Annotated in this window: 15 protein-coding genes; 7 read left to right on the plus strand and 8 right to left on the minus strand. The window is 58.3% G+C overall.

The window, feature by feature from the left end:
- The first annotated feature begins 298 nt into the window (after window positions 1-298).
- A complete protein-coding gene (locus AA105894_RS11200) occupies window positions 299-1429 on the plus strand; it encodes a serine hydrolase domain-containing protein (protein WP_267311791.1) in 1131 nt (376 codons plus the stop codon).
- A gap of 48 nt (window positions 1430-1477) precedes the next feature.
- On the opposite strand, the gene AA105894_RS11205 is transcribed toward AA105894_RS11200, so the two are convergent.
- A complete protein-coding gene (locus AA105894_RS11205; protein ID WP_267311792.1) occupies window positions 1478-2251 on the minus strand; it encodes an SDR family oxidoreductase in 774 nt (257 codons plus the stop codon).
- 573 nt (window positions 2252-2824) lie between these two features.
- Between AA105894_RS11205 and AA105894_RS11210 the strand changes: the two genes are divergently transcribed.
- From AA105894_RS11210 to AA105894_RS11235, 6 genes are all read left to right on the plus strand, one after another.
- On the plus strand, window positions 2825-3991 hold the full coding sequence (locus AA105894_RS11210; RefSeq protein WP_267311793.1) for a sedoheptulose 7-phosphate cyclase: 1167 nt from the start codon (window positions 2825-2827) through the stop codon (window positions 3989-3991).
- Window positions 3991-5025 (plus strand): aldo/keto reductase, encoded by a 1035-nt coding sequence (locus AA105894_RS11215; protein ID WP_188427317.1) that lies wholly within the window; start codon window positions 3991-3993, stop codon window positions 5023-5025. Before AA105894_RS11210 ends, AA105894_RS11215 begins: the two co-directional genes overlap by 1 nt.
- A 124-nt stretch (window positions 5026-5149) precedes the next feature.
- Window positions 5150-6541 carry an ethanolamine ammonia-lyase subunit EutB gene (locus tag AA105894_RS11220; protein WP_267311794.1) on the plus strand — a complete coding sequence of 464 codons (1392 nt, stop codon included), beginning with the start codon at window positions 5150-5152 and terminating at the stop codon, window positions 6539-6541.
- On the plus strand, window positions 6538-7347 hold the full coding sequence (eutC, locus tag AA105894_RS11225) for an ethanolamine ammonia-lyase subunit EutC (RefSeq protein ID WP_267311795.1): 810 nt from the start codon (window positions 6538-6540) through the stop codon (window positions 7345-7347). The genes AA105894_RS11220 and eutC overlap by 4 nt, the downstream gene beginning before the upstream one ends.
- On the plus strand, window positions 7344-8714 hold the full coding sequence (eat, locus tag AA105894_RS11230) for an ethanolamine permease (protein ID WP_267311796.1): 1371 nt from the start codon (window positions 7344-7346) through the stop codon (window positions 8712-8714). Before eutC ends, eat begins: the two co-directional genes overlap by 4 nt.
- A 4-nt stretch (window positions 8715-8718) precedes the next feature.
- Complete coding sequence (locus AA105894_RS11235) at window positions 8719-10134, plus strand: porin (RefSeq protein ID WP_267311797.1); 1416 nt, start codon at window positions 8719-8721, stop codon at window positions 10132-10134.
- 22 nt (window positions 10135-10156) lie between these two features.
- Here AA105894_RS11235 and AA105894_RS11240 read toward each other — a convergent pair whose 3' ends face one another.
- The 7 genes from AA105894_RS11240 to AA105894_RS11270 are packed head-to-tail and all read right to left on the minus strand — an operon-like array spanning window position 10157 to window position 16170.
- Window positions 10157-11089, minus strand: a complete 933-nt coding sequence (locus tag AA105894_RS11240) for an ABC transporter permease (protein ID WP_267311798.1) — start codon at window positions 11087-11089, stop codon at window positions 10157-10159.
- Window positions 11086-12126, minus strand: coding sequence for an ABC transporter permease (locus AA105894_RS11245; protein WP_267311799.1), 1041 nt, complete (start codon window positions 12124-12126; stop codon window positions 11086-11088). Before AA105894_RS11245 ends, AA105894_RS11240 begins: the two co-directional genes overlap by 4 nt.
- Complete coding sequence (locus tag AA105894_RS11250; protein WP_267311800.1) at window positions 12123-13703, minus strand: ABC transporter ATP-binding protein; 1581 nt, start codon at window positions 13701-13703, stop codon at window positions 12123-12125. The genes AA105894_RS11245 and AA105894_RS11250 overlap by 4 nt, the downstream gene beginning before the upstream one ends.
- On the minus strand, window positions 13696-14793 hold the full coding sequence (locus tag AA105894_RS11255; RefSeq protein ID WP_267311801.1) for a BMP family ABC transporter substrate-binding protein: 1098 nt from the start codon (window positions 14791-14793) through the stop codon (window positions 13696-13698). Before AA105894_RS11255 ends, AA105894_RS11250 begins: the two co-directional genes overlap by 8 nt.
- Complete coding sequence (locus AA105894_RS11260) at window positions 14784-15347, minus strand: glutathione S-transferase family protein (RefSeq protein ID WP_267311802.1); 564 nt, start codon at window positions 15345-15347, stop codon at window positions 14784-14786. Before AA105894_RS11260 ends, AA105894_RS11255 begins: the two co-directional genes overlap by 10 nt.
- Window positions 15341-15937, minus strand: coding sequence for a Rieske (2Fe-2S) protein (locus AA105894_RS11265; RefSeq protein WP_267311803.1), 597 nt, complete (start codon window positions 15935-15937; stop codon window positions 15341-15343). Before AA105894_RS11265 ends, AA105894_RS11260 begins: the two co-directional genes overlap by 7 nt.
- Window positions 15934-16170, minus strand: coding sequence for a hypothetical protein (locus AA105894_RS11270; protein ID WP_267311804.1), 237 nt, complete (start codon window positions 16168-16170; stop codon window positions 15934-15936). Before AA105894_RS11270 ends, AA105894_RS11265 begins: the two co-directional genes overlap by 4 nt.
- Between the last annotated feature and the right edge of the window lie 94 nt (window positions 16171-16264).

Here is a 16264-nt window from a genome sequence, read left to right on the forward strand (position 1 = left end):
GGTTGGTGTGAGCCTCCCTTACTGACTGCGCCTCGCGACTGCCTGCGAAGCTTTGATGACTCCCATATGACGGAATTATGACAGTTATCCCAATACATTGTTTAGAAACAGTTTTTTCAAAAGTCTCTTTTTCACTTCATGGCTCTTCTCTGACAAAGTATGGCAAGTTGTGGTTTTGAGGACACAGATCGGCGCCTGTCGTTTCGAACTCATATTGTGAGCAAATCGATCTGATATTGTTTGTCTGTCGGTTGCGGCGCGTGCAGCAGAGTCGCCGCCATCAAGAGGAGATCCAGCCATGAGGCGACGGCATTTTACGTTGGGCCTTGGTACGAATTTCCTGACTCTGGACGGGTGCGCGACATCACCCTTCTCCACCGTCGACAGACTCATGACGCGGGCGGTCCATGACAGTAAAATGCCAGGTGCCATTCTCGTCATCGGGCACCACAACACTGTGGTGCACCGTTCGGTCATCGGTCACCGCGCCCTCGTACCAGAGCGGGAAAAGCTCACGATCGACACAGTCTTCGACATGGCATCGCTGACGAAGCCTCTCGTCACGGCGCTCTGCCTCATGCAACTGGTAGAGGCTGGCAGACTTTCCCTCGACACGAAGGTTACCGCGCTCCTTCCTGATTTCGCCGCGAACGGCAAAGGCGATATCAGCCTCCGCCTCCTGCTCACCCATTATTCCGGCCTGCCGCCAGACCTGCCCCTCACCGCGCCATGGCAGGGTCGTGATGAGGCGCTTCGTCTTGCCTGCGCCTCGCCCCTTATGGCCCGGCCGGGCTCGACATTCATCTATAGCGACATCAATTTCATCGTGCTTGGCAGGATTGTCGAAATCGTTTCAGGCAACAGCCTCCAGCAACAGGCGCGACATGGCATTTTCGCGCCCCTCTCCATGGGTCATAGTGACTTTCTGCCGCGAGCAAGCGAGCAAAAGATCATCGCCCCAACGCAGTATCAGGATGATGGAACGATGCTGCGCGGGGTCGTGCACGACCCGACCGCGAGACGTATGGGAGGGATTGCCGGTCATGCCGGCCTTTTTTCTCGTGAAGACGATCTGGTGCGCTATATCACAGCCCTGATCGCGTGCCGGGCAGGACAGAACAGCGCCTTTCCGCTCTCCAGAGCGGGCGTCCTGCTTATGACGACACCGCAGCAACCCAGAGACAGGCGTGAACTGCGCGGGCTGGGTTGGGATATCGACACCCATTACTCCTCCCTGCGCGGAGAAGGCTTCCCGCCAGGCTCATTCGGCCATACGGGGTTCACCGGGCCATCGGTCTGGATTGCGCCGGAAAGCGGCAGTTTTGTGCTGATCTTGACAAACAGGGTTCACCCCAGAGGTGGGGTGAGCCTCGTTGCGCTGAGACGCTCGGTTTCGACCGAAGTCGCGCGCGTTCTTTCCACCTTTTAAAGCAGTCGGACCGAGTGACAGGATACGGCCATTCGGTCTGACACGCCCTTAGAGGATCGTATAACCGCCGTCGATCAGAAGATCGGCTCCATTGATCATTGCGGCACCCGATGAGGCGAGGAAAACGGCTGCAGCCGCAATCTCTTCCGGTATGGCAAAACGACCTGTGGGGATGCGGCGTATAGCCGCCTCACCCTTCTCGCCGGCCCAGGCCTTTTTGCCCAGCTCTGTCAGCACAATGGTTGGCGAGAGCGTGTTCACGGTAATGCCGTGTTTCCCCCATTCGGCAGCAAACGTCTTGGACATGCCAATCACACCGAATTTCGAGGCGCAATATGCGACATGTTCCTCAATCGCGACAGTTCCGGCCTGGGAAGCGAGATTGATGATGCGCCCGCCCTTGCCTGCATCGATCATGACGCTGCCCACTGTCTGCGTGACGAGAAAACTGCCCCGGAGATTGATCGCAATCGTCTTGTCCCAATGGTCGAGCGAGAGCGTCTCTGCAGGCGCGAGAAACACGACACCGGCACAATTGACGAGAATATCGATCGCACCAAAAGCCGCGACCACGTCGGCCACCATCCCGCGCACTGAATCCGGATTGGAAACGTCACAGGAAAACGGTTTTGCTGCCTCGCCCAGTTCAGAAGCCTTCGCTGCGGCATTGTCCTGATTGACATCGACGACAGCAACCTTGGCCCCTTTGCGCACATAGGCGCTTGCGATTGCCGCACCGATACCAGAAGCCCCACCCGTAACGAGCGCGATTTTGCCCTTGAGGCTGAAATCGAGATCAATATCGGCAGCTGAGAAGTTCATCTCCACGATCACACTCCTTGTGATAAATCACATCATGCGTATGACATTTGTGGCAGATGCGTAAGCGGTTCAGCCTCGATATCACGGGGAGTTCAGTGAAACTCCATGTTTAGTGATAATCGTGACAAAGATCACAACGACGAGAAAAGACGTCACTGCCGCGAAGGAGAAGTAAAAACGGGTTTTACCGATATCTTTCTTTGCGAGGATAGGCGATCGCAAAAATGAACAATCCGGCTCAAGCGATGCTGAGATGTATATACCATAACAAAGCAGAAAATCTATCATATCTCAAATATAACTATAATAATGCCGGATAAAATTAACCATTTATCAGCAAACTGATATAAAATAAATAACAATTTATGTTAAAGAAATAACTGAAATAATAACAAATTCGATTACCTTAACGTGATTATAACGACGAATCGCAAAATTGAGTCGAAATTACCGATCTATTGACGCAATATCATTTTGTCGCCCCAACCTGCGACGGCAGCCAAACAGAACAAGAAAATACGTTTCTTCAAATAATGACACAGCATTGAAATCATTTTTCCCAAAAGGATCAGAATGATGACGGCCAATCGGAATGTATCCATACGCGCAAAGCAGATCGTCAGCTACGATATCGCTCTTTGCAGCACGACTGCCGAAACAATTGCCAGGATCGTAGATCACAGCAGCGGACACAGGCTCATCTTCGTCGATGAGGGGCTTCCTCCCCAGCATCGGGATGAGTTTCTCAACCAGCTTACCGCAGCGGGCGTCACCTTTACCGTTCGCTCCGTTCCGGGTGACGAGGAGAACAAGACCCTCCCCAATGTGCTCGACGTCGTGAAAGCGATGAACGAATGCGGTGTGAAACGGCGCTCTGCGCCCAGCATCGTCATAGGGGGCGGTGTCGCCCTTGATATCGTCGGCTTCGCCGCCAGTCTCTATCGACGTGGCGTGCCCTATATACGCGTCCCGACAACGCTGCTTTCGATGGTCGATGTAAGCGTTGCTGCCAAGACCGCAGCCAATCATCTGGGCTATCGCAACCGCATCGGCACGTTTCACCCGGCCAGCCTGACACTCGTCAATATGGATTATCTGGGCACCCTGCCACGCCGCCACGTCGCCAATGGGTCGGGTGAAATATTCAAACTCGCCGTCATCAAGGATGCCAAGCTTTTCGATCTTATCGAGGCCTATTCCTTCAGCCTTGCCAAAAGCCCCGACGATATATTCGAGCGTGAGAAAGAGGCTATCGGCGAGATCATCTTCCGCTCGATTGCGGGGATGGCAGAAGAGCTCGAGCCTAATCTCTGGGAAGGCAATCTCGAGCGCGTGGTCGATTATGGCCATACATTCAGCCCCCTGGTCGAGATGACCCATATTGCCGAACTGCTTCATGGCGAGGCCGTGGCACTCGATTGCCTGTTCAGTGCCATCATCTCCTATCATCGCGGTACGTTGTCGCGCCGGGCGCTTGAGCGCCTCTTCCAGGTCGCCTATCGCCTCGATCTGCCTGTTTTCCATCATGGCTTCCAGAATATTGCCCTTTTGATCGACGCCATCGCCGATTCAGCAATCCATCGCGACGGCAAGCAGAATGCGCCGCTCATGAGCGGTATCGGCTCGGCCTATTTCGTCAACGACATCGACGAAACCGAAATCATGCGGGCAGCCGAAGCCATGAAGCGCATCCATGAACAACGCCTGCACGAAAAAACTGATCTCGTCGGGGGCGTCTGATGCAGTATCGCAGCTTGGGAAAATCCGGGCTCGACGTCTCTCTGTTTTCTTTCGGTACGGCCACGTTTGGCCGTACCGACGGGTTTTTCAAAAGCTGGGGAAATGTCGGTCAAAGCGATGCAGACAGGCTCATTGCCTTCTGTATCGACCGGGGCATCAATCTTTTTGATTCGGCCGATAATTACTCCGATGGCGACGCTGAAACCATTCTTGGCGAAGCGCTGCGCGGCCGGAGCAATTCGGTAATTGTCTCAACCAAAACCTCCTGCCCGCTCGGCAGCGGACCAAACCAGTCTGGCGCATCACGTTTCCGCCTGATCGAAGCGTGCGAAGCAAGCCTTAAACGGCTCAAGCGTGATCATATCGATCTCTACACCATGCATATCTCCGATCAGGTGACGCCGGTGGAGGAAACGTTGCGTGCTCTGGACGATCTCATAAGGGCCGGCAAGATACGCTATATCGGCGTCTCCAATTACGCCGCATGGCACCTGATGCGCGCCCTGAGCGTCTCGGAGCGCGCGCATTATGCCCGTTATATTGCCTATCAAGGCTATTACTGCCTTATCGGCCGCGATTACGAATGGGAGTTGATGCCCCTGGCTCAGGATCAGGGGCTCGGGTTGATGGCATGGAGTCCATTGGGCTGGGGCCGTTTGACCGGGAAGCTGCGCCGCAACGCGCCGCAAAGTGGCGAGGGCCGCATCGCACAGGGAGGCGCCGCAGGCGGGCCGCCTGTCGATGAATCCTATCTGTATCGCGTGACCGACCAGATGGAACGTATCGAGGAGGAAACAGGGTTCAGCTTTCCCCAGATCGCCCTTGCCTGGCTCAAGGACCGCCCCACGGTTTCGACCATCCTGCTGGGCGCGCGCAAAATCGATCAGCTTGAGGCCTCACTCTGCGCTCTCGACCAGAGCCTGAGCGCAGACCAGAGGTCACGACTGGATGAAGCCAGCCGCCAGCCTGCACCCTATCCTTACTGGCATCAGCAGACGTTGCCGGAACGCAATCCAATCACATCACTCTGGTGAGAAGGGACCAGGCAAGAACATGTCATCATGGACTTCTTGACAAAGGACTTTCAGGACCGTGTTATTCTTTCCGACATGGCATCGTTTACAGAGTTACGATGCACCATGTCGAAGGAAAGACGCTTTGAGTTATGCCGCAACTCTTTCTGGTCAGCGTTTCGTCTTTCGTGACCTTCGCCATCTTCTGGCCAGCGCATCGCCTTTACGCTCAGGCGATGTGCTGGCCGGACTGGCAGCCTCTTCATCCACAGAAAGAGTAGCAGCCCGCCTTGCCCTTGCCGATCTGCCGCTCAGCCATTTCCTGTCCGAGGCCCTGGTACTGTATGAACGAGACGACGTTACCAGACTGATCATCGACTCACATGACCAGGCAGCATTCGCGCCGATTGCCTCAATGACAATCGGGGATTTTCGCGACTGGCTTCTTTCCCATCAGGCCGACACGGCACGCCTTGCCGCCATCGCGCCAGGCGTCACCCCGGAGATGGCCGCCGCCGTCAGCAAGATCATGCGCAATCAGGACCTGATTGCCGTAGCGCGCAAAATTGAAATCATTACCCGCTTTCGAAATACGATTGGCCAGAAAGGCGTACTCGCCTCACGCCTGCAGCCCAACCATCCGACCGATGACCTGAAGGGTATCGCGCTTTCGACCCTCGATGGTCTGCTCTATGGCTCGGGCGATGCGGTCATAGGGGTCAACCCTGCCACCGACAATGTGGAGAACGGTCTTGCCCTGCTCGACATGCTCGACACCATTCGCCAGACCTATGATATCCCGACACAGAGCTGCGTGCTCACCCATGTGACCAACACCGTTGAAATCATCAACCGGGGCGGCGCGGTAGACCTCGTCTTTCAGTCGATTGCCGGCACACAGAAAGCGAATGAAGGGTTCGGCGTTACGCTCGGCCTGCTGCATGAGGCGCATGAAGCCGCGAAAAGCCTCAATCGCGGCACGCTCGGCGATAATCTCATGTATTTCGAGACGGGACAGGGTGCTGCCCTCTCTGCCGGTGCCCATCACGGGATCGACCAGCAAACCGTCGAGACAAGGGCCTATGCCGTCGCCCGGGCGTTCAGCCCGCTTCTGGTCAACACGGTCGTCGGCTTTATCGGGCCGGAATATCTCTATGACGGCAAGCAGATCACGAGAGCCGGGCTGGAGGATCATTTCTGCGCCAAGCTGATGGGCGTGCCGATGGGCTGCGACGTTTGCTACACCAATCACGCCGAAGCGGATCAGGACGATATGGACGCTCTGATGCTGCTGCTCGGGGCTGCGGGCGTGACCTTCCTGATCGGCGTGCCCGGTGCAGATGATGTGATGCTGAATTACCAAAGCCTCGCATTCAGCGACATTCTGACCACGCGCAGCGTTCTTGGCCTGAACCCTGCCCCGGAATTTGCGGCATGGCTGGAAAAAATGGGGCTTTACGACGCCACCACCGCCCGCGCTCTGGCGCCTGCGCTGCGTGAGACGGTGCTGTCACGCATGATCGGTTTCCAGCCATGAGCGATCTCCCTGAAAAGCCATCGACTGCAAGCGATCCATGGCAAAAACTGCGTGACCTTACGCGCGCGCGCATCGGGCTGGCACGAACAGGCAATACGCAAACCACCCGGGACGTTCTGAGCTTCCAGGCCGCCCATGCCATGGCGCGCGACGCCGTGCACATGACTTTCGATCTCGACTGCCTGAGACACGACCTTGCCCCAGCCGCGCCTCTCATCGTTTCGAGCGCGGCCTCCGATCGCACGACCTATCTCAGCCGCCCCGATCTGGGGCGAAGCCTTGCCGCGGCATCGAAGGAGCTCCTGCCCAGGGGCGATTGGGATCTCGCTTTCGTTCTTGCGGATGGGCTTTCCGCACAGGCGGTCATGCAACAGGGGCCCGCAGTTTTTCATGCCTGCCGCCGGGCCTTGCCAGCATGGCGCATTGCCACGCCTGTCATTGCGCTGCAGGGCCGCGTTGCGATTGGCGACGATATCGCCGAGGCACTGGGCGCGCGCATGGTGGCGGTGCTGATAGGAGAGAGGCCGGGTCTGAGCGTTCCGAACAGCATGGGAGTCTACCTGACCTATAACCCTGCACCCGGTTGCCCTGATTCACGCCGTAACTGCCTGTCGAATATCCACCTTCATGGCCTGGGCATCGACGAGGCCTGCGTCAAGCTCGTCTGGCTCATGCGTGAAGCACAAACATTGAAGCTCACCGGTGTCGACCTCAAGGAGCGCGCACCCCAGCTTTCGGCTCCGGGCACTCCCGAATCCTTACATCAGACCATCGTTCCCGCCCCTGAAAAGAAAGACACGCCATGAGTCAGCCTCCTCAACTGCAGAAAAAGCTCGGTGCGTTTCATCTCTGGGGCATTGCTGTCGGGCTCGTCATTTCCGGAGAGTATTTCGGCTGGAGTTATGGCTGGGCCACTGCGGGCACGCTGGGCTTTCTTGGCGCGACCTGTCTGGTAGCGCTGATGTATACAGCCTTCATCTTCAGCTTTACCGAACTCACCTGCGCCATTCCCCATGCAGGTGGCCCGTTTGCCTACGCCCAGCGTGCCCTCGGGCGTGTGGGTGGCACGGTGACCGGCCTCGCCACATTGGTAGAGTTCATCTTTGCCCCGCCGGCCATAGCGCTGGCCATCGGGGCCTATCTCAATGTCCAGTTTCCAGGGCTTCCGCCGAAGCTTGCTGCAACGGGCGCCTATCTGGCGTTCATGACACTCAATATCGTCGGGGTGCATGTGGCTGCGACCTTCGAGCTATTCATTACCATCGCCGCCATCATCGAGCTTCTGGTGTTCATGGCCGTTGTCGCCCCGTCTTTCTCCTGGGCGCATTTCACCCATATGGGCTGGGGCACAGCCCCCCATTTCGGATGGGAAGCCATGGGTGGGCTTTTTGCCGCCATACCTTTTGCGATCTGGTTCTTTCTTGCGATCGAAGGCGTGGCCATGGCCGCCGAAGAGGCCCGCAACCCCAAGCGCTCGATACCGATCGCCTATTGTGCGGGTGTGCTGACACTCGTTGCCCTTGCTTTCGGTGTAATGATCTTCGCGGGTGGGTCAGGCGACTGGACGACGCTGGCCAATCTGAACGACCCATTGCCAGAGGCCATGAAACGCGTGGTCGGGCAGCACAGCCCCTGGCTGTCGATGCTGGTATGGCTCGGGCTGTTCGGGCTTATCGCGTCGCTCCATGGCATCATCATGGGGTTTGCCCGACAGATCTTCGCTCTGGCCCGGGCGAATATTCTCCCTCGCTCTTTGGGTGCCATCCATCACCGGTTTCACACTCCGCATCGCGCCACGATGGCAGGCAGTGTCATAGGCATCCTCGCGATCTATGCCGATAGTATCATTTCCATCCATGGACAGTCCTTGACTGCGGTTCTGGTCACGCTTTCGGTTTTTGGCGCTCTGACCATGTATGGCGCAAGCATGATCAGCCTGTTTGTCCTGCGCAGGCGTGAGCCCGGACTCGACCGCAGCTATAAAGCGCCACTCTATCCTATTTTACCAGCGATCGCGCTCTCTGGCGCCACCATAAGCTTCGTCGCGGTAACGTATTATAATTTTATATTGTTTCTATACTATACAACTGCGCTTATTGTGATCACCATTTACCTTACAATACGCCAGAGATCCGATAAGAAAGGGAAAGGCAATATTCTTTTATCGGAATGATTATATGGGAAAATCCTGTCTGAGCATTTTCTTGCCCGGCGTCTTCCTGGCGCTGGGTGGCCAATCGATCGGCGCGACACTCTTCACACCGCAAACCATCTCCACAGAAACGCCTGTTTCCGGCGACGCCTTCAAACCTGATACCGTTACACCAGAAGGCTCCAGAACCGGGAACAAACCTGCGGCTACTCCGGTCAAGCTGAAACAGACCGGCTACTGGCACGACACCGAAATACATCTCACCATCGAGGGTGGCATCGCGGCCAATCCATGGACGACATCCGGGCGTAATTTCGGACAGTTCTTCCTCGACCGCGCCAACACGGTCACGCTCAACCAGATCATGGGTTCCGTGTCGCATCCTGTGGCGGATGTGGGATCGGGTTATGGCATCGGTTTCATGGTTGAAATGATGTATGGCTCCGACGCGCGTTTCGATCCGACGATCGGCATGGCAGATAATGCCCTCACAGGCCTGTATCAGTTCGCGCCGACACAGGCACATGTCGACCTGCACGCTCCATGGCTCGTGCACAACGGCATGGATTTCCAGATCGGGCAGTTTTACGGAATCATGGGAGCTGAAGGCATACCCGCCCTCGCCCGACCGTTCTATTCCTTCAACTATGCTTCTGACTATATCGTCCCGTTCGAGACGATCGGCATTCTCAGCACGACCCATCTGAATGACCATTACAACGCCATACTGGGCATCGATGCCGGAAACTCGACCAGCTTCGGCAGGGCGGGCAACAACAACAAGCCCAAAGGCTATGTTGGCGTCTCATTTACGGGCCTGTTGGCCGATCGGCTGGACGGCCATCTGATCGGCCATTTTGGGCCGCAGAGTAATAACGGCGCTCCTGTCACGTCTGCCGACGGGTGGACGAGCGCCGGTCTTGGCTCGAAAGCCAACGGTCTGATGCAGTATAATGGTGATCTTCTGCTGACCTATCATCTCAGCAAGACGCTCTCGACCACGCTGAACGCCATCTATCTCCGTGACGACGCGACACGAAATGACAGCTATGGTGTAACCGGCTATCTCGCCTGGGATATCAACCCGTCAGTCACGCTCAATCTGCGCGGCGAGATCTTTCGCGACAATACAGGGTCGATCATCGCCTCATATGCCAGCATGACGTCTTTCACCAACATGCTGCGTAATGCGCCCTATCCGTATTTCATTGCTCCACCCACAACCTATGGCGCCCTGACCGCGGGGGTGACCTATCGTCCCGACTTCATCAACAGACATATCAGGACAGGCAAGCTGCTTTTCAGGCCGGAACTCAGGCTCGACAAATCACTGAACGGCACGCAGCCCTTCAATCGTGCCGCTTCGGTTGCCGATCCCGTCATACGCGACGGGACAAATAATATGTTCTGGTTCTCCTGCGACGCCGTCTGGTCGTTCTGAGCCGTCGGCAGGAACGCTGCGCTCAGCGTTCCTCCCTGAAATAGGGCGTTCCCAGGGCCGCAGGCGCGGCCATGAAACGGCGCATGCCGGGCAGCAGCATCGCAGGGACGATCATGAACAGGATCGTCCCGAGATAGGGCGTCATGTTGAGAATAGCCGGAGGAACGGGCCACCCCTGCGCCTGCCCGAAGAAACTGAGAGACATTACAAGACCGAACAAGAGCGACGAGGCTGCTGCCAAAACAGGCCGGTAGCCACAGAAGATGACAAGCGCGACCGCGATCCATCCGCGCCCTGCTATCATGCCCTCAGACCATACGGGCATGACCGAGAGAGTCATGTCCGCGCCAGCCAGACCGGCCAGCGCCCCCCCGATGACTACGGCCCCGAGGCGAAAACGCCTTACCGGAATACCTACAGCATCCGCTGCGCCAGGATTTTCACCCACTGCCCTGAGGCTGAGGCCGAGACGGGTGCGAAACAGGACGATATGGCAGAGCAGAGGCAGAAACCCGAAAGCAAGATAGACAAACGGACTCTGGTCGAAAAGCGGGCCGACGAGCGGCAGATGTGACAGGACAGGAATGGGCCAGGATGAGAAACCTGCCGCAACCGGCAACCCGGCCACGTTGTGACCGATCACGGCGCTCAATCCGAGCCCGAGAAAGGTCAGGGCCACACCACATAGCGTCTGGTTGGACGACCCATTGACCGTTGCAAGCCCCAAAACGAGCGCTCCGCCAGCACCAACCGCAACGGCTGCGAGACATCCAAGCCAGGGAGAAAGCGAGGCGTCGGCAGCCAGAACCGCCGTCACTGCGCCAAGAGCCATCAAGCCTTCGACACCGAGATTGATCACGCCGGCCCGTTCGGCCAGAACCTCGCCCTGGGCGGCAAGAGCGAGAATGCTGCCATAGGCAAGCGCATGGAGGATAAGCGAGATCCAGAGGGTCATTTCTGCGTCTCCAGCCGTACATAGGCCGCGAGCTCATCACTGACAGCGATTGCAAAGACCAGCAGCCCGGTAATGGCCAGAACGGAAGATGCACTGACCTGCAGCGTCTGCAGGACGATGCCCATGTTGAGAATGACCGCCATGAGGAACGCGGCCGGGATCAGTGCCAGGGCAGATTGCCGGGCAAGCAGCGCCACCACGATACCGAGATAGCCGTAGCCATGGGCCAGACCACCCTGAAGCCGGTGCACCGTGCCAAGCGCCTCCATCATGCCACCAAGGCCAGCGAGCGCCCCTGAGAAAACGAGCGCCATGAAAAGACGTGGCGCCACCGACACCCCGGCGTAATGCGCAGCTTCCGGGTTCGACCCGCTCAATGTCAGCTCGTAGCCGAAGCGACTGCGCCCGAGCAGCAGACCAAGTGCCGTGACAACGGCCAGGGCGAGCGGACCGCCCCAGTGAACGACACCATAAATCGTCGGTATCGCAGCGTGAATTCTCTCGCTCGAGACCTGCGCGCCCGTGACACGATCGGCCCAGGGGCCAGTCACCAGATAATAGACGAGATAGGACGCGATGAAGTTGAGTAGAAGCGTCGTGATGATCTCGCTTACCCCAAGCCAGGCGCGCCCCGCAGCGGGAACGGCGCTCCAGCAGGCTCCGGCGATCATTCCGGCCATGGCGGCAAGCGGCAGGGTAACTAAAGCGGGAAAGGGAAGAAACAGACCGACGGCCGACGCTGCCGCCGCCCCGGCCAGAAACTGCCCTTCGGCACCGATATTCCACAGCCCGGCACGCAGGGCCAGCCAGACGGCAGCCCCCGTCATGAGCAGAGGCGTCATATAGAGGGCCAGGTTTTCGAGACCGAACTCGGTACCGAAGGTCGACGTAACGACAAGCGTTGCCACCGTGCCGAGATTGAGGCCGAGCAGCATCAGCACGAGAGCGAGCACAAGGAAAACGAAACCCAGCGCCAGGGCCCGGCCGATAAAGATGCGCCGGGCCGGAACGACGGAAAGGCGAATACGACGGCTCATGACGACGCGCCTCCATCCCGACCGCTCATCAGAGCGCCGATACGGGCACGATCATAGTCGCCCCTGGGTACGACGGTCATCAATCTGCCACCGCATAACACGGCAATGCGGTCGCTCAGCGCCATCAGTTCATCAAGGTCTTCTGACACCAGCACCACCGCCCTTCCCTCATCACGGATATCGGCCAGGGTTTGGCGCATCATGGCAATCGCACCGATATCGAGACCACGGCTCGGATAGGAGGCCACAAGCGCGCGATGGCTGATCATCCGCTCTCTTGCGAGCACCAGACGCTGCTGATTGCCGCCGGACAAGGCACGAATAGGCGTCGCAGGCTCGGCGAGGCTCACCTGTGCCTGATCAAGCAGCGAACGGGTAAAGCGCAATGCCTCTGAAGCGTGATAGGCGAGCCGCCCGCCTATCGGGCTGGTGCGAAACAGACGCATGACAGCATTCTCGGTCACTCCAAGCGCGGGAGCGAGCGCCTTGTGCAGCCGGTCTTCTGGCACATAGCCGATCCCGGCCTCACGAAACGCATTCGGTCCGCGCCCGCGCATGTCCTTGCCATCCACGCGGATATGGCCGGTTTCTGATGAACGCAGCCCTGCCAGAAGATCGGAGAGTTCGGACTGACCATTTCCCGTTACTCCGGCAATGCCGAGAATTTCGCCTGCGCGTATTTCAAGCGAGAGCGGATGCAGCCGTATCTGCCCCGCCCCGTCCCGGCATGATACGTTCTCGAGCACCATGACCGCGTCGTCGTCTGTGCGTGGCATCTTGCGCGGATAATCGCTTTTCTGTTCCACCGGACGACCGATCATTTCGGTCACCAGCGTCGAGGGCTTGGTATGGGCGACCAGATGCGTCCCGGAGACACGTCCATGACGAAGCACGGTTACCCGATCGGCAAGCGCCATGATCTCGTCAAGCTTGTGGCTGATGAGAATGACCGCGCCACCCCCGTTGCGAAAGCGGCGCAGCGCTGCATAAAGCTCGCCCACTTCGAGGGGGCTCAGCACTGCCGTAGGTTCATCAAGGATCAGCAGCCGAGCGCCGCGCGAAAGGACACGCAGGATTTCCACGCGCTGCTGTTCGCCCGATGTAAGCGTATCAATTCTCGCTGACGGTCTGATATCAAGACCATAACGTTCGGCCTCGACCTCTGCACGACGCGCCATGGCGGACGCAGAGAGCCTGAATCCTGTCTCGCGCCAGCCGAGTGCCAGATTCTCGGCGACCGTGAAGCGTGAAACCAGCTTGAAATGCTGATGCACCATGCCGATCCCGGCAGCAATCGCCGCCTCGGGACTTTCGAAGCGCACGCCATAGCCATCTAGGATCAACTCGCCTTCATCGGGCTGATAGAGACCCGTCACGATGTTCATCAGGGTCGATTTTCCGGCCCCGTTTTCGCCCAGAAGAGCGTGGATCTCGCCGGGATAGAAATCGATCGAGACATCCTTGTTGGCCACGACGCCCGGAAAATACTTCGCTATGCCAGAGAGCGTAAGAAGCGGCGGCGCGCCCGCTGGCAGATCTGCCGGACGGGTCTCTTGATTATGCAGGAGATCAGACAAGCCCCGACACTCCCTCGACCTGCCAGCTCCAGTGAAAGATTTCCATATCGGTCATGGTCTGACCGGCAGGGACGCGTATCTGGCCGTTGGAGTCCTTGATCGGCCCGACGAAGGGCGACCAGCCTGCCAGCATCCTGTCGCGCGCTGCGTCGGCTTCACGCTGTATGGCGAGCGGCACGCGAGCGCCCCAGCTGTCACGGTCTACGCCATGGCCGAGTGTCAGGAACGTACCTTTGGGGCGCCATGTTCCGGCAATACGTGCCGCGATGGTCTCGCGATAATAAGCCTCGAAATCGAGCACGACCGAGCTGACATAGGCTTTCGGCCCGAATTGCCGCATGTCCGTGTTCCACATGGCCGCCCAGACATTACGTTCCTCTGCCACACGCAGATAGCCGGGATCATCCATGATGCCGCACAGGAAGTCGCACCCGCTATCGATCAGCGCTGCCCCTGCCGAAGCTGCTGCCTGCGGGTCGAACCAGGAATTGATCGAGATGACGCGCATCGTCGCCTCGGGATTGACCGAGCGCGCACCGAGCAATGTGGCATTGGCACTGGCTATGACGGAAGAAGTCGGGAACGATGCCACATAGCCCAGCCGTCCAGTCCGGCTCAGGCGCGCTGCGGCAATGCCAATCACGTAGCTCGCATACCAGTGCGTGATGTAATACCAAGCCAGATTACCCGTAACCGCATTGCCATCGCATTCGAGAAACCCGACATCGGGCGCCTGATCGGCAACATCCTTGATGAAGTCACCATAATTCGAGGTCGAAATGACCATCTGCGCGCCTTCGGCCACGAACTGCCGAAACAGGCGCGTGGCATCGGCGGAATAGGGGACGCTCTCGACGTAGAGCGAGCGCATTTTCGGGAAATGCGCCTTGAGTGCCCTTATGGCCTTGTCATGCATCTGGGACCAGCCGCCATCATTGATGGGGCTGGTATGGCCGAAAGCCACCAGCAGATCTTCTTCCGCAATCGGAGCAAAGCGCGGCTTTGCCTGGGCGGTCAAAGGCAGGGCCGCCAGTGGGGCCGCTGCGAGGAGGGAGCGACGCGTCAGCAAGGACCGGGGCTTCAATGACACGCGGCGATCCCGGGCATGGTAACGAAACCGGGCAATTGTCTGACCTTTCTGACGAAGCGCCTGATGGCAGGGTAGAGATCCATGCCGATACCGAGATCGCGTGCAAGACCGGCAATCGGGAAGACCGCAATATCGATAAAGCCGACAGACACGCCGGAGAGCCATTCCTGCCCATTGAGATAGGTATGGCTCAAACGATCTTCGAGCACGCGAAAGATCAGTGTCACGTCATCCGTCTCCGCTTTTTCAGGCAGGGTCGCGCCGAGTGCCTGCCGCCGCGCCTGAGAGAAGCTTTCCAGCGCCTCCAGAGCCCATTCGAGCGCGTGCCGTGCCTCGCCTTCCGGCCAGGCGCGTTCGACATCGGGCAGTCGTGAGAAATGACGCAGGACCTCGTAAAGCCCGACGCAATAGACACCCTCATCATCGCCAAGCGTCGGACCGAAGATTTCGGCACGACGATCGGTCTGGATCGTGAGCGGAATAGCGAGCAGCGACGCAGCAAGACGCGCCGCATAGCTTCGCTCATCCATCACCCAGCCATTGAGGCTCAGCATCGTATTTCTTCCATGGAATCACGCAAACCAAGCAGCCAGTCCGCCGCCTTGAGACGCGTCGAGGCGTCTCTGACAGCCAGATGCACCATGGTGACTCCCTCTTCCGGGCTGTGCAGGGCGAGAAGCCGGTCGGAAGACAGGCGCCATTGCCCCGTTTCAAGCACGAGCGCCTCACGCAGCTCCGACAGCGTCACGCGTATGGCGAGACTGCGCACGCCATGCCAGTCGCCTTCTGCCGGAGGTATGAGCGGCCGGTTATCGCCACTATCCAGCGCGACCCAGATCAGCCCGGCCTTCTCCTCGACATGGAAACTCTGTGTACGGATCGTAGAGGGCGGGTTGAGCGCGGGGTGCGCCGGTATGGCCCGGCAACGCCCCTCATGGTCGAACTGCCATCCGTGATAGAGGCAGGCGAGCCTGTTATTGCGGATGAAGCCAAGGCTGAGCCGGACGCCTCGATGGGGGCAACGATCCTCCCAGCCATGAACCACGCCCTCCTCATCGCGCCAGAGGACGAGTTCCTGCCCCTCATGACGCACAGGCACGACATCGCCGAAAGCAACATCCATCGACAGCGCTACAGGTATCATGCCGCGGCTTCCCGCCATTGGGAGACCACACAGCTGGCTGGGCCGATCACGCAGGCCATGACGAACATTCCAACAAGAGCATGGGCTCCGCGCAGCAGAAAAACGATCTCATGACCTTCCATCCGTTGCGGTGTCATGTCGAGGCCCAGAAGCCGGGCCCGGCTTTCGGCAAACTCCCGAAACGCCGCAACATCGAAACGACCGGAAAGATGCAACATGATCGAAATGGTCATTCCCTCTCCGGGTCGGATGCTGGCATTGACCATGATCCTGCCAGTAATATTTTTTTTGACAAGCGCAATACTGCTACTAATGTGACCGGGCACG

The organism is Asaia spathodeae NBRC 105894 (assembly GCF_025994195.1).
In the GTDB taxonomy this organism is placed as follows: domain Bacteria; phylum Pseudomonadota; class Alphaproteobacteria; order Acetobacterales; family Acetobacteraceae; genus Asaia; species Asaia siamensis.

Coding starts and splice junctions, on each gene's coding strand:
- AA105894_RS11215 (WP_188427317.1), top strand. CDS start 3,991: ATGCAGTATCGCAGCTTGGGAAAATCCGGGCTCGACGTCTCTCTGTTT.
- eutC (WP_267311795.1), top strand. CDS start 6,538: ATGAGCGATCTCCCTGAAAAGCCATCGACTGCAAGCGATCCATGGCAA.
- AA105894_RS11210 (WP_267311793.1), top strand. CDS start 2,825: ATGATGACGGCCAATCGGAATGTATCCATACGCGCAAAGCAGATCGTC.
- AA105894_RS11200 (WP_267311791.1), top strand. CDS start 299: ATGAGGCGACGGCATTTTACGTTGGGCCTTGGTACGAATTTCCTGACT.
- eat (WP_267311796.1), top strand. CDS start 7,344: ATGAGTCAGCCTCCTCAACTGCAGAAAAAGCTCGGTGCGTTTCATCTC.
- AA105894_RS11235 (WP_267311797.1), top strand. CDS start 8,719: ATGGGAAAATCCTGTCTGAGCATTTTCTTGCCCGGCGTCTTCCTGGCG.
- AA105894_RS11270 (WP_267311804.1), bottom strand. CDS start 16,170: ATGACCATTTCGATCATGTTGCATCTTTCCGGTCGTTTCGATGTTGCG.
- AA105894_RS11245 (WP_267311799.1), bottom strand. CDS start 12,126: ATGAGCCGTCGTATTCGCCTTTCCGTCGTTCCGGCCCGGCGCATCTTT.
- AA105894_RS11265 (WP_267311803.1), bottom strand. CDS start 15,937: ATGATACCTGTAGCGCTGTCGATGGATGTTGCTTTCGGCGATGTCGTG.
- AA105894_RS11205 (WP_267311792.1), bottom strand. CDS start 2,251: ATGAACTTCTCAGCTGCCGATATTGATCTCGATTTCAGCCTCAAGGGC.
- AA105894_RS11240 (WP_267311798.1), bottom strand. CDS start 11,089: ATGACCCTCTGGATCTCGCTTATCCTCCATGCGCTTGCCTATGGCAGC.
- AA105894_RS11260 (WP_267311802.1), bottom strand. CDS start 15,347: ATGCTGAGCCTCAATGGCTGGGTGATGGATGAGCGAAGCTATGCGGCG.